General features: G+C 73.0%; 11 protein-coding genes. 2 read left to right on the top strand and 9 right to left on the bottom strand.

Annotation, left to right across the window (positions count from 1 at the left end):
- Positions 1-239: 239 nt before the first annotated feature.
- The 8 genes from sbnB to ACFV7Q_RS15505 all read right to left on the bottom strand — a co-directional run bounded on the left by sbnB (position 240) and on the right by ACFV7Q_RS15505 (position 11,464).
- Positions 240-1,274 carry a 2,3-diaminopropionate biosynthesis protein SbnB gene (gene sbnB / locus ACFV7Q_RS15540; RefSeq protein WP_385428606.1) on the bottom strand — a complete coding sequence of 345 codons (1,035 nt, stop codon included), beginning with the start codon at positions 1,272-1,274 and terminating at the stop codon, positions 240-242.
- Between the two features lie 176 nt (positions 1,275-1,450).
- Positions 1,451-4,462, bottom strand: a complete 3,012-nt coding sequence (locus tag ACFV7Q_RS15535; RefSeq protein WP_385428604.1) for a BTAD domain-containing putative transcriptional regulator — start codon at positions 4,460-4,462, stop codon at positions 1,451-1,453.
- Between the two features lie 272 nt (positions 4,463-4,734).
- Positions 4,735-6,582 carry an ABC transporter ATP-binding protein gene (locus ACFV7Q_RS15530; RefSeq protein ID WP_385428602.1) on the bottom strand — a complete coding sequence of 616 codons (1,848 nt, stop codon included), beginning with the start codon at positions 6,580-6,582 and terminating at the stop codon, positions 4,735-4,737.
- Between the two features lie 43 nt (positions 6,583-6,625).
- Positions 6,626-8,221, bottom strand: coding sequence for a transporter (locus tag ACFV7Q_RS15525; protein WP_385428600.1), 1,596 nt, complete (start codon positions 8,219-8,221; stop codon positions 6,626-6,628).
- Entirely contained in the window at positions 8,197-8,961 is a 765-nt protein-coding gene (locus tag ACFV7Q_RS15520) for an ABC transporter ATP-binding protein (RefSeq protein WP_385428598.1), read from the bottom strand. Before ACFV7Q_RS15520 ends, ACFV7Q_RS15525 begins: the two co-directional genes overlap by 25 nt.
- Before the next feature lie 399 nt (positions 8,962-9,360).
- On the bottom strand, positions 9,361-10,194 hold the full coding sequence (locus ACFV7Q_RS15515) for a hypothetical protein (protein ID WP_385428597.1): 834 nt from the start codon (positions 10,192-10,194) through the stop codon (positions 9,361-9,363).
- A gap of 237 nt (positions 10,195-10,431) precedes the next feature.
- On the bottom strand, positions 10,432-10,641 hold the full coding sequence (locus tag ACFV7Q_RS15510; RefSeq protein ID WP_385428595.1) for a DUF397 domain-containing protein: 210 nt from the start codon (positions 10,639-10,641) through the stop codon (positions 10,432-10,434).
- On the bottom strand, positions 10,547-11,464 hold the full coding sequence (locus tag ACFV7Q_RS15505; protein WP_385428593.1) for a Scr1 family TA system antitoxin-like transcriptional regulator: 918 nt from the start codon (positions 11,462-11,464) through the stop codon (positions 10,547-10,549). The genes ACFV7Q_RS15510 and ACFV7Q_RS15505 overlap by 95 nt, the downstream gene beginning before the upstream one ends.
- Before the next feature lie 113 nt (positions 11,465-11,577).
- Between ACFV7Q_RS15505 and ACFV7Q_RS15500 the strand changes: the two genes are divergently transcribed.
- Together ACFV7Q_RS15500 and ACFV7Q_RS15495 are read left to right on the top strand one after the other, a co-directional pair.
- A complete protein-coding gene (locus tag ACFV7Q_RS15500) occupies positions 11,578-11,805 on the top strand; it encodes a hypothetical protein (RefSeq protein ID WP_385428592.1) in 228 nt (75 codons plus the stop codon).
- Entirely contained in the window at positions 11,802-12,140 is a 339-nt protein-coding gene (locus tag ACFV7Q_RS15495; protein WP_385428591.1) for a hypothetical protein, read from the top strand. Before ACFV7Q_RS15500 ends, ACFV7Q_RS15495 begins: the two co-directional genes overlap by 4 nt.
- Before the next feature lie 40 nt (positions 12,141-12,180).
- Here the strand turns inward: ACFV7Q_RS15495 and ACFV7Q_RS15490 are convergent, their stop codons facing one another.
- Positions 12,181-13,221 carry a beta family protein gene (locus ACFV7Q_RS15490; protein WP_385428589.1) on the bottom strand — a complete coding sequence of 347 codons (1,041 nt, stop codon included), beginning with the start codon at positions 13,219-13,221 and terminating at the stop codon, positions 12,181-12,183.
- Between the last annotated feature and the right edge of the window lie 143 nt (positions 13,222-13,364).

Raw genomic sequence — 13,364 nt, 5'->3', positions numbered from 1 at the left:
ATCCGGAGGGGGAGGGGGCGCCGGCCGTGGCCCGCCGGCGCCCGGCGGGCGGTGTCGAGCAGTGTGGTCACCAGAACTCTTTCCTCGGATGGCTCGGGGCCGCCCGGGGCGGCCGCGGGGTCGGGCGGGCGGGGGAGGCGGGGGTGGGGGTGGGGGTGGCGGGAAGGCCGGACGTGGGGGTCGGCCGCAGGGTGGGCGGCAGGGCCGCTGGCGTGGGGGCGGGCGGGGCAGCGGGTGGTTCAGCCGTAGCGGCGCATGTCGTGGAAGAAGTCCTCGACGACGGGCAGCCGGCCCTCGGCGCGGAGGGTGTCGTAGACGTGCCGGCCGACGGCGAGGTCGAGGACGCCCAGGCCGAACGGGGAGAAGAACACCGGCCGGTCGTCGGGGACGGTGAGCGCGCCGCTCAGCACGTCGTAGAGGGTCCCGTCGAGGAAGTCCCGGCCGCCGGTGAGCCGTTCGGCGAGGTGGGGGGACGTTTCGGCCTTCAGGCAGTGCTCGATGTCGTCGACGACGTTGAAGCCGGTGAGGATCACCTCCGGGGACAGGTCGCGCAGGGAGACGTGCAGGACCAGCGGGTTGTGGGAGAACCAGCCGGGGTCGGTGACGTGCGGGGTGGCCGCGACCGTCGCGAAGACCACCAGGTCGCTGGAGCGGATCAGCTTTTCGGCGCTGTCGTGGACGGTGACGGGCGCCGCTTCGCCCGCCCGGTCCAGGTAGCCTGCGAAGCCGGCCGCGTGCTCGGCCGACAGGTCGTGCACACCGATCGCGTCGAACTCCCAGCCGGTGCCCGCCAGGTACTGGTGGATGTAGCGGGCGATCAGGCCCGCGCCGAAGAAGCCGATCCGGCGGGGTCGGCGTCCGGGCGGGCGGAGCCGGTCGGCGGCGAGCGCCGCGGAGGCGGCGGTGCGCGCCGCGCTGATGATCGAGGATTCCAGGCAGGCGAGCGGATATCCGGTCGTGGGGTCGTTGAGGATCAACACAGCGGAAGCCCGCGGAATACCGGCCGCCACATTGTCCGGGAAGCTGGAAATCCACTTCAGCCCGTCGACCGGTGCCGCTCCCCCGATCGAAGCCGGCAGCGCGATGATGCGAGCCTTCGGCCGGTCGGGGAAGCGGAGGAAATAGGAGGGCGGATTGACGGTGCCGCCCTCGCCGTGCACCCGGTATGCGGATTCGATCAATCCCACCACTTCGGGTGCACGGCCGTCGAGGACTTCGTGCACCTGGGCGCCGGGGATCACGGCGAAGGAAGGCGCGCCGGCCGTACGTGACATCGCGGACTCCACAACTCGGCAGTTTTCTCGTCTGCGATGACGCTAGGCGCGGGCCTTATCGGCGGGTTATTGATCGGCTACCCGCCCCGGCGGGTCGCGCCCCGGTTACGCCGCCCGGCCCACGCGGCCCGGCAGGTCCGGCCCGGCCACCCGCCCCGCGGGGTCCGGCCCGGGGGTCATGCGCCGCCCCCGCCGGGTCCGGCCGGCCCGTCCTCCCCCGGTGGTCGCCCGGGCAGCAGGGCCAGGGCGGAGCGGGCCTTCTCCTCCCAGGGCGGGGAGCCGATCCGCTCGAAGATCCCGAGGGCGCGGACCAGGTGCGTCCTGCCCTCCTCCTCGTGGCCGCCCGCGGCCCGGACCTCGCCCAGCGCGAGCCGGATCTGGCCCTCGATCATCGGGCTGCGGGTGCGCAGGGCGTGGTCGAGGGCCTCCAGGAAGGTCTGCTCGGCCGCATCGGTGGTGCCCGCGGCCTGCCGGGTCCGGCCGAGGCCCAGCAGGGCGTAGGACAGGCCGAGCAGGTCGGACTTCTCCCGGACGATCCCCACGACCCGGTTGAACTCGGTCTCGGCCTCCTCCAGCCGGCCCAGGGCCAGTTGGGCGCTGGCGAGTTCGTGCAGGGCCAGGGCGAGGCTGCGGGCGTCGCCCTCGATGCTGGTGCACACGCGGACGGCGTCCCGGCTGAGCTCCACGGCCTGCTCCAGTTGCCCCTCGTCGCGGGCGAACTGGGCCATGAGGTTGAGGACGTACGCCTCGGAGGAGCGGTCGCCGGCCGCCCGGAACACGGGCAGGGCCTCCCGGAGCCGGCCGGTTCCGCGCCCGTACTCGCCGCGGATCCGGTCGATGAAGGCGAGGTTGCTGAGCACCAGTGCCCGCCCGAGCCCGTCCTCGGCCTGCGTGTACAGGTCGAGGGAGCGCTCCAGCCGGGCCGCCGCCTCGGGCAGTCTGCGCAGCCGCAGGTCGACGGTGCCGAGCTGCTGCTCCATGGCGGCCTGGCCGCGTACGTTGCCGGCGGCGCGGGCCGCGGCGCGGGCGTACTCGCTGCACGTCCGCCAGTCGTCCATGTAGTTGCGGGACTCGAAGAGCACCTCCATGGACATGACGAGGTCCCAGGCCAGGTCGGCCATGCCCATCGCGGAGGCCTGCTCGACGACGGCGACGAGCGACAGCCGTTCGGCTTCGTACCACTCCAGGGGGGCGGCGAGCAGCTCCTCCAGCAGGACCGGGTCGATGGCGCGGCGCGGCACGTCGCTGTGCACGATGCCGTAGTCGCCGCCGTACTCGCGGCGGTGCGCCTGCTCGGCGATGGTCAGGCAGGTGCGGAAGACCCGGTCGCAGGCGGCGGTGCGGTCCTCGTCGGCCTCCTCGGCACGGGCCAGTTCGCCCGCGTACAGGCGCATCAGGTTCTGGAAGCGGTAGCGCAGCTGTCCGGTGGCGTCGACGCCGACGACCTCCAGGAACTGGGCGTCCACGAGGTGCTCTATCAGCCGTTCGGCGTCCAGGACGTCGAGGTCCATCAGCGCGGCCCCGACCCAGGCGGTGAAGTCGGGTACGCCGAGCAGCCCCAGGTAGCGGTAGAGCCGGGCGGCGTCCTTGTGCAGGTACCGGTAGCTGAGCGCGAAGCTGGCCCGCACCTGGGACTCGCCCTGGCTGAGCTCGTCGAGGCGGCGCCGCTCGTCGCTGAGCCGGGCGACGAGGTGGCGTACCGACCAGTGCGGCTTGGAGGCCAGCCGGGCGGCGGCGATGCGCAGGGCGAGCGGCAGCCGGTCGCACAGGTCGACCAGGCGTCGCGCTTCCTGCGGGGCGGCGGCGGTGCGGGCTTCACCCACGATGCGGCCGAGGAGTTCGACGGCCCGGTCCTCGGGCAGGAGGCCGAGGTGGACCCGGGCCGACTGCGGCCAGGTGATGAGCTGTTCCAACTGTTCGCGGCTGGTGACGAGGACGGTGCAGCCGCCGCTGCCCGGCAGCAGGGGTCTGATCTGCGCGAAGGTCCGGACGTTGTCGAGGACGAGTAGGACACGGCGGTCGGCGAGCACGCTGCGGTAGAGGGCGGTGAGGTCCTCCAGCCGGTTGGGTACGTCGTCGCTCGCCACTCCGAGGGAGCGCAGGAAGCGGCCGAGTATGTCGCTGGCGGTGGTGGGGGCGTGGTGCTCGTCGTAACCGCGCAGGTCGGCGAAGAGCCGTCCGTCCGGGAACCGTTCGGCGACGCGGTGGGCCCAGCGGACGGCGAGGCCGGTCTTGCCGACGCCGGCGACGCCCGTGATCAGCCCGACGGTGGGGGCGGTGCGGCCGTCCTGGCTGCGGATGTCCACCAGGGGGTCCAGGGCCTGCAGTTCCTCCTCACGCCCGGCGAACCCTGGTACGTCCGGGGGCAGTTCGGAGGGGACGATGGCGCCGCGTCCGGCCGGGGCGTCCCCTGCGCCGGGGGCGCCGTCGGCGCGGGCGGCCGGGGAAGGTGCGGCCGGGGTCGGGGTGAGGGCCGGGTCGTCCCGCAGGATCGCGTCGTGGAGGTCCTGCAGTTCGGGCCCCGGTTCCATACCGAGCTCGTCGATGAACAGCCGGCGCGTCTCCCGGAAGGTCTCCATGGCCTCGGCGCGCCGTCCGGAGCGGTACTGGGCGAGCATGAGGTGCCGGCGGGCGCGCTCGCGCAGTGGGTGCTCCCGTACGGTCGCGGCCAGTTCGGGCAGGAGCAGCTGGTGCTCGCCGAGTTCGATCTGTACGTCGGTCATCGCCTCGTAGGTGTTGAGGCGGATCTCCTCCCAGCGGGCCGCCTCGTCCTCCACGAGCTGCCCGGAGACCCCGGCCAGGGCCGGTCCGCGCCACAGCGCGAGCGCGTCGGCGTAGGCGCGGGCGGCCTCGCCCAGGCGCTGCTCGCGGACGGCGGTCTCGGCGGCGGAGACGAGGTCGGTGAAGGTGAGGGCGTCCAGCTGGTGCCCGTCGATGCGCAGCAGGTAGCCGGGGTGCGAGGTGACGATGATCTCGTCGGCCACCCCTTCGGCCTTCAGGGCCTTGCGCAGGGCGGCGATGACGATGGCGACCTGGGTGCGGGCGGTGGCGGGCGGGCGCCCGTTCCACACCACGTCGACCAGAGTGTCCACCGGAACGATCCGCCCCGGACTGAGGAGCAGAAGGGCCAGAATCGTACGTTGCCGGGCACCCCCTACCGGAACAGTTCGCTCCCCCGCAGTGGCCATAAGTGGCCCAAGAATTCTGAAGCTGATTCGCTCGCCCAATGGATCCTCCCCCTGTCACCGACCGGGCTCAGCAGCTTGATCACCCTACCGTTCCGGGGTTCGGTGAACAGGGTTGGGACGTATGCCGTTCGGCCTGCACACCCCCATGACCGAAACCTGATCGAGGACCCACCGATTGGCTGGAATTCACCCCTTGGACGTGACGCCGGAACCAACGGGACCAATCGTTACGCGCCACACCTGCAACGAGGGCCACACCGAACCGTCACGGCTCAGCCGGTGGCCGCCGGGGCCTGCCCGGGAACGGCGCCGAGCATCTGGGTCGTGGCGAGCCGGCGGTACAGGGCGTCCCCCTCCAGGAGTTCCCCGTGCGTGCCGGCGGCCCGTACCCGCCCGCCGTCCAGTACGAGGATCCGGCGGGCGCCCGTCACCGTGGACAGCCGGTGGGCGACGACCAGGACGGTCGTGGTCCGGGCCACCTCCGCGATGACCTCCCGCAGTTCGCCCTCGGTGACCGCGTCGAGCTGCGAGGTGGCCTCGTCGAGGAGCAGCAGCCGCGGCCGGCGCAGCAGGGCGCGGGCGATGGCGATCCGCTGCCGCTGGCCGCCGGACAGCGCCGTGCCGCGGTGGCCGACCTCCGTGTCGAGGCCCTGCGGCAGGCTCTCGACCAGCCCCGTCAGCCGCACCTGTGCCAGTACGCGGTCCAGGTCGGCGGGGGTCGCCCCGGGGACGGCAAAGGTCAGGTTGTCGCGGAGGGTGCCGGCCAGCACCGGGGCGTCCTGCTCGACGTAGCCGATGGTCCGGCGCAGCACGGCCGGGTTCAGGTCGCGCAGTTCCTGCCCGTCGATGCGGGCACTGCCGCCGTCGATGTCGTGGAAGCGCTCCAGCAGGGCGAACAGGGTGCTCTTGCCGGCCCCTGAGGGCCCGACGACGGCCGTGAGCCCGCCCGCGGGAACCTCGAACGTGGCGCCGTCCAGCACCGGCGGCCCGTCCTCGCGGTACCGGAAGACGACGTCCCGGAAGGAAACGGAGGCCGCAGTCACAGCCGCCGGGACGGCCTGCGCGTGGTCCGGGGCCTGCGCGGGGGCCTCCGCCGCGGCCGGGGCCGGGGCCTGCGCGGGGACGGGGGCCGGGGCCTGCGCCGGGAAGCCGGCTTCCTCCGGCGCCGGTTCGGGGTCGAGTTCGAGCACCTCGTGGATGCGCCCCACGGCGGCGATGCCCACCTGGAGGCCGCTGACCCCGCTCACCAACTGTCCTACGGGCCCGACCAGGTAGAAGAGGTACAGCAGGAACCCGATCAGGGAGGCGACGCTCATCTCCCCGGCGGCGACACGCGCCCCGCCGAGGCCGAGCACCGTCAGGAAGCCCAGCTGCACCACGAGCCCGCTGGCGGTCCCGGCCACCGCGCCCCAGCGCGCCGCCCGGATGCCCGCCCGCCAGGCGCCGGTCGCCGACGCCTCCAGGCCGTCGCTCTCCCGCTGCTCCGCGCCGGACGCCTTGACCGTGCGGATCGCCCCGAGCAGCCGCTCCAGCCCCGAGCCGAGTTCGCCGAGGGCCTCCTGGGTCTCCTTGGCGGCCCGGGCGATGCGCGGCATGACGACCGCCGTACAGCCGCCGATGACGGCCACGACCCCGAGCACGGCGAGGAACAGCACCAGGTCGAGCCAGGCCATCAGCACGAGCATGCCGACCAGCGTGACGGCCCCGATGAGCGTGTCGACGAGGTTGTTGGTGGCCGCCTCGCGCAGCAGCGTGGTGTCCGCGGTCACCCGGGAGATGAGGTCGCCCGGCGGCCGCCGGTCCAGGTCCGCGACCCGCAGCCGGGGCAGCCGGGCGACGAGCCGCCGCCGGGCCCCGAGCACGACGCCCTCGGCGGCCCGCTCGACGGTGTACATCCCGAACGCGGCCACCACGGTCCCGCCGACGATGAGCAGCCCGAGCAGCACCAGCAGCCGGAAGACCGGCTCGCCGGCCCCCAACGCTTCGACGAACGCCTTCGCCACGAGCGGCTGCACCAGCCCCGCCACCCCGCCCAGCGCGCTGAGCCCCGCCCCTACGACCAGCGGTACGCGGTACGGACGGGCGTGTCCCAGCAGGGACCGGAAGGCCGGGGCTGTCATCGTCGTGGCTCCTGGGGTGAGGTGGTCGGAGAGGGCGGTGCGCTCAGGACATCCGCAGCGTGGTGAGGATCTCCGGCGCCCGCTCGAAGAGACGCCGTCCCAGGGGCCGAAGGATGAGCAGGACGGCGGCCAGTCCGTACACCGTGCCCAGCGGCAGCAGCAGCCAGGCGGAGCCCGAGCCGTCCAGCAGGAACGCGCCCGCGGCCACGGGGGCGATCACCACTGCGCCCAGCAGCGAGCTGCAGAAGTTGGCGAGGTGGTACCCGCCGCTCTGTCCGGGCGCGCTCACGCCCCACACGTCCTCGGGGTACGGGTAGGGGTGGAAGACGCTGATGACCACGCCCATCGCGAACGTCACCCCGAGCAGGGCGAAGGTCACCCCGAGCGCGGCGGCGAGCTGGTCGGTGCGCCCGGTGGCGAGGGCGATCCCGGTCGCGACGGCGGTCAGCCAGGGCACGATCACCGCGAGCTGGGGCAGCATCCGTCCGGCGAGCTCGGCCCGGGCCTGCGCGACGGTCCGCAGCGTCGCCACGTTGGTCCAGATCGCGGAGCCGTCGAGGGCGAACAGGACGCCGGGCACGGTGAGTCCGAACACCCAGGCCCCGCCGACGACGGTGTACGGGGTGGCCATGCCGACCGACACCAGCACCACCGGGAACAGCAGCGCGTACGCGAGGGCAGCGATCATCGTCATCCGGTGCCGGGGCGCCCGCAGGAACGCGCCCCACTGGTGGTGGGCGACGAGCAGGACGCGGCTGGAGGTGAGCAGGCGGGCCCGCAGCCCGTCGGCATGGACGGCCCGGACCTTCACGTCCCGGGCGGTGGAGGCGTCCGCGGTGGTCATCAGCCGTGCCAGCGAGGCGTGCCACCACAGCATCAGCAGGCCGATCAGGGCGGCGGTCCCGGCCAGCTCCAGCAGGGCGGTGCCCGTACGGCCCTCGGCGGCGGCCCGGACCGCGTCGGCCGGCCAGCCGGGCGGGGTCCAGCGCAGGACCCGTACGACGACGGGGGGCAGGGCCGGGCCGGGGCCGGCGGTGGACAGCAGGAGGTAGGCCGCGTAGCCGCCGACCGCGGCAAGGACCCCGCCGAGCGCGGCGGCGTCCTTGCCGCGCCTGCCGGTCAGGGCGCGGGCGAAGGCGGCGAGTACGGCCCGGGAAGCGACCACGCACAGCAGCAGCGTGAGCGGCACGCACAACACGGCGACCGCGGCACCTGCCGGGCTGTCGAAAGCGCCGTCGGAGGCACCCGCGACGGCCCCGGTGATCACGATCAGCGTGCACAGCGGGCCCGGGCCGACCAGGGCGGAGGCCGTGGCCCCCGCGATCAGCCGCCGGGGTCGCACCGGCAGGACGGCGAGGCGGGTGGGGTCCGCGCTCTCGTCCCCGCCGGCACCGAAGGACAGCGGCAGCGCCAGCCACGCCACGACCAGTCCGGCGAAGACGAGGACGGCCAGGTCGGCCCCGCCGGCCCCGCCCCCCGGGCCCGCCCCGCCGTCGCCGCGGGCCAGGCCCACGGCCGCGTAGCAGGCACCGGCGACACCGAGGGCCACACCGGCCGTGAATCCCACGGCGCGACCGGTGCTGCGGCGCAGGCTGCTGCGCAGCAGGGCGAGCTTCAGCCCGACGAAGACCCCAACCATGCGAGGGTCCCTCCCTTCGCCGTTCCGGCCGGGGAACCGACCAGTTCCATGAAGCGTTCGTTCAGGCTCCGCCCGGCCCGCACCTCGTCGAGGGTGCCGGCCGTGACGACCCGGCCCCCGGCCATGACGGCGACATGGCTGCACAGGGCGGCGACCAGCTCCATGACGTGGCTGGAGAAGACCACCGTCGATCCGCTCGCCGTGTACTGGCGCAGCACCTCGCGGATCGTCTCGGCCGACACGGGGTCCACGCTCTCGAACGGCTCGTCGAGGAAGAGGACGGGCGGGTTGTGCAGCAGCGCCGCGGCCAGCCCGATCTTCTTGCGCATGCCGGTGGAGTAGTCGACGACCAGCTTGTCGGCGGCCCCGTCCAGCCCGAGCACGCCGAGCAGTTCCTCGGCCCGGGCCTCGGTGTCGGCGGCCGGCAGCTCCCGCAGCCGGCCCGTGTAGCGCAGGAGTTCGCGGCCCGACAGCCGCTCGAACAGGCGCAGGCCCTCGGGCAGGATGCCGATGCGGTGCTTGGCCTCGTACGGGTCCCGCCAGACGTCGTACCCGGCGACGGTGACGGTGCCCGCGTCGGGGCGCAGCAGGCCGGTGATCATCGACAGGCTGGTCGTCTTGCCGGCCCCGTTGGGCCCGACCAGCCCGTAGAAGCTGCCCCGGGGGACGCTGAGGTCGACGCCGCCGACGGCGACTTTGCCGTCGAACTCCTTGCGCAGTCCTCGCACGTCCACCGCCATGGGTGGAGAAACGTTTCCATGGGGGCCTTGCATGGGGTAACCCTTCCTGGCGCGCGGGGACGGCCGTCGCATCGTGCCGACCGTGCTGTTGACTGCTTCCGCCCCGTGAACCACGCCGCGACGACACGGCGCCGACCGGCCTACGGATCCCCGAGCGCCCAGCAGAGCCGCCGGTACGGCGTCGCCGGCGGTCGGTCTTCTGGCAGCCGGGGGAAGGACCGGCGACGGGGCGGGGCACAGGCCCCCGGTCCGCTCGGCATGCCGGGACCGCCGGCGCCTCCCCCACGCGGGTGACGCCGTGCCCCAACCGGCACGCCGTCACCCGGACAAGTCTAATCGATCATGCAAAGACCATGACGTACCGCCCCGCTGACGACCGGTCCGGCCCTCGGGAGCGTCTCAGCCCGCTGCGGCGACGGTCGGCGGCCCGCAGTCCGAGCACCGAGCGTCGGGGTCATGACTGCGGAAGGCGCGCTCGCAACCGTCACAGGTGATCAGCGGCGCGGGGCGCGGCCGTGGTGGCGGCGCGGCCGGAAGCGGCGGCGGCAGCAAGGCAGCCAGGCGGTGTTCGAGGAACCGGGCCGGGTGGTGGATCGGCACCGGCGCGGGCGGGAGGTTCGCGGTGAGCGTGCGGGTGATCTGCTCCGGGGTCACAGAACGGGCCGACCACGCCTCGACGGCGGGCACCAGACGCTGCACGTCGCGGGCGGCGAGGACGAGGCGCGGGTCCACGAGCCTTAATCCCGCGAGGAGTTCGGCGGCGGGCCCGGTGACGGCGGGAGCCTCCCGCGGTGCGGCAGCCTCCGCCGGCACGGCCCCGGCCGGCTGCGGCACGGTGGGCGCCGGCTCGCGTACGGGCGCACAGCCGGGCTTGTCGTACGCCAGGGTGCGCGTGGCGAACCGTCCCCCGCCCAGGGCCACGCGCCGACGCTCCACATACCCGGCGGCCTCCAGCTCGTTGAGCGCGCGCCGAATGGTGATCTCCCCCTCGCGGAACCGGAGGGTCAGCGTCTTCACGGTGACGGAGGCCCCGTCGGGCAGGGACTGGATGTACACGCCGAGGCCGATGGCGGCGGCGGAAAGGCTCCGGTGCTGGGCGAGGTGGTTGCCCACCACCGTGAACCGGTCGGTGTGGCGGTGGCGCACGTGGATCACCCCGGCACGGGGCGCGTCCTCGGGAATCGCGAACTCGGGGCGCGGCGACACGGCCACGCTAGACTGCGGATCAGCCATCAGGAAGGGTCTTTCTTCCGGATCGGTCAGGCCCTCGCCAGGATTGCCGTCCTGTCGGGGGCCGTCTGCGTGTATGGGGTTGTTGCCGCGACCGTACCCCACCCGCCCGGGGCTGGGTCTCCCCGATCACCCGATCGAGTGGCGAAGGGAGTTGGCCCCCGGGTTTGGTTGGGAGGGTTCTCACCCGTTCCTTTTAGGGTGCCGCGCGGCACCGGGACGCGGGAACCCGCGCCCCGGTCACGACGGCTGGCGCAGGTTCCCCACGAACACGCCCCAGGCCCGCTCGCCGATGATGACGACGGGCCCGGAGGAACACTTGCTGTCCCGCACGGGCACGGCTCCGGCGACCCCGTCAGCGACCTCGACGCAGTCGCCGCCCTGCGTGTTGCTGTAGCTGGACTTGCGCCAGTTTGCGGCGCTGAGAGCGTGTCGGGAGTCGGCTATCACGGGGTGATTCCTCCATCACGGCTTGGATCAGGTCGGCAGACTGGCCCGGCGGGAGCGCCTGGGCCCTTAAGTGATCAAGTGCTAGGGCGTACTCTGCGACCGCCTCGGCCGACTCCACCAGCTCACCCGAGTGGGAGCTCTCCATGTAAGCCACGCCGCTCCTGTTCGATAGCGACAGTACTGTCAGCGAACCGCCCAGCAAGGGATGCTCCCCCCGCTCGAAGGGCAATACCTGCACTGTCACGTGATCTCGCTCGCCCGTCACGCGCAGGATGTGGGCGAGCTGCTCGCGAAAGGTCGCAACATCACCGACGGGCCTTCGCAACACCGCTTCATCGAGGATGACCCACAGCACGGGAGGATCGTGCCTGGTCAGCACATCCTGCCGCCTCATTCGCGCTTCGAGCATGCGCCCCAGTTGCAACCCCACACTGGGCCTGGCAACGCTCAGGAGTGCTCGCGCGTAAGCTTCCGTCTGGAGCAAGCCGGGCACCGTGTGTGCCATGTACTTCTCCACCTTGCGCGCCTGCTGCTCCAGCGCCATGTACGTCCGGGCCCAGTCTGGATACGGCGTGCGCTTGATATGGCCCCACAGGTCGGCCAAGTCGCCTTCCGCACCGAGTAGAACGTCCAGCTTGGCGTTGACGTCCTCGGGCGGGACCTCCTTGCCCAGCTCGAACTGGGCGATGCGGCTGTGTGCGATGGGGATCTTGTCGCCCAACTGGCGCTGGGTGAGCCCGGCCCGCATCCGCAGCTTGCGCAGTTTGACGCCGTATAGAGCAGGAAGCGAAGCCGACGCGTCGAGTTCCTTCGGTGCGGGCACTGGGCGACTCCGTTTACGTTTCGGCACTCCGAAAACCGTTACCCCTGGTGAGCGTAGCGCTACGCATCCATGCTCGTCGGTGAACGCAGCGAACGACGAGGAGGAGCGCGGACATGGCAACGGGCAAGCACGGGAGCGTGGTCGAGAAGACCAGGGCGGCGGAGGCGGCACGCGACGAGTTGCGCGGGGCGCTGGCGGCAGTGGACGTCGTCCTGCCGTCACTCGGGATCGATCCGGTGTCGATGACGAGCGACTACCTCGCGCCGCTGGTGGAGTTGGGCTGCTGCCGGGCGGACGTGGCGCGGAAGTTGGCGGCTGCGCTGCGGAACGGCGTCCGGTGACCGGGGGTTCGCCGGATCCGGAGCAGCGGGCCGCCGCCCGGCGCGAGGTGTTGCTGGCCAGGCTCCGCGAGCACAACCAGCGGAGCGCTGCCGGGCCGGCCGCGACTTGGCGGTCCGCGCAACGCCTGGAGGTCACGGCCGATGGTGTTCGACGCGGTGACCTGATCGCGGTCGGCGGCACCCCGCACCGGGTGGCGGACGTGCGGGAGCCGCGAAGGGGCCGGATGCGGCTGGAGTTCGAGAACGGCAGTGTCTACGTCCTCCAGCCGTGGGCGTACCTCACGGTCGTCCGGGAGCAGGGCGGCGGCGAACCCGTGCGTCGTGGCCGAACCTGAACGGCTCGACCGGCCCCCGCCTCAGACCGGGAGCGGCACCTCAGGACCGCATGCTGCGCACGACGTACGTCATGTGCTGGGCGTTTCCGACCCACAGCCAGGTCGTGGAGTTGCCGGTACCTCCCGAGCCGTGTGCGCAGTCACGGAGCCAGGCTTCGGCACTGCCGGCACCCGGCCCGCGAAAGGCGTCGTGCTGGACGAGTTGACGTGCGGAGGCCCGGTTGCGGGCTACGTGATCGTCTCCACGGGACAGGACCCGCGCGAGTACGAAGGACTGTTCCGCGGTGTAGCGCAGCACACCCCACGCCGGTCCCCCGGGACCGTTGTGCGGGGGCCGGGCGAGGGACGACGGGGGCGTGGTCCCGTAGTCGCCGTAGGCGAGGAGCTTCAGGTAGGAGCGGCCCGTGGCGCACGCGGCCTGCCACAGGCGCCAGTCCGTGCGCGGTACTTCCCGTAGGTCATGTTCCACCATGTCGGCGGTTACTTCGGGGAAGCCGCCGCTCAGCAGGGCGACTGTCCGCCACGCCGCCAGGGGTATGAGGGCGTCGAGGGCACGGACGGCCTCCTTCCCCGCCTCGGGGCGGTCCGCGGGGACCGCCTCCAGGTCGACGAGCAGGTCGACCGGGGCCGTCGGGTCGGCTCGTCGGAGCAGCTCACGGACCCGGTCTGCGGTGAGGTCATCCCACTCCCCCGGGACCGGAACCCGTATCCCGAACCCGTCCTGCGCCCGCCGTGCGACATCGAGCACCAGGTGCTGGAGTGCCGCGGGCCGACCGGGGCCGGTCACCGGCCGGAACGGCCCCCACACGGTGGCGGCCTCCAGGAGCTCGGCCAGCACGGAGCCCTCCGCCCCGCGCACACCCGGTGCGTCCAGCCAGGCCGTCCGGTACCGCTGGGCCTTCACCACACCGGCCAGATCCCTGCGGAACTCGGTCGCCAGAGTCTCGGGCGGCAGTCCCGGCCGGGTCGGTAGGTTCCAGACGGGTGCCACGGCGCTCTGCACGTCGGGACGCAGCCGGCGGTACGCCTCCGCCGCGTGCGGCCGGGCCGGAAGTACGGGAACGTAAAGCGGTCCGGACATCGGCGGCTCCCCCTGGCACTGCCTGCGGCCCTTCGCTTCCTGCCAGGGTCGGCAACATCAGGCACGGCGGAAAGAGCGCCGTTTCGGCCAGACCGGCCAGACCGGCCAGCCGGCGAGCTGCGGCAGTACGTCGGCGTTGCCGT

It is taken from the genome of Streptomyces sp. NPDC059851 (assembly GCF_042732005.1).
Classification (GTDB): Bacteria; Actinomycetota; Actinomycetes; order Streptomycetales; family Streptomycetaceae; genus Streptomyces.
The sequence above is the reverse complement of the archived record's forward strand: the minus strand, read 5'-3'. Positions and strand labels throughout refer to the sequence as shown.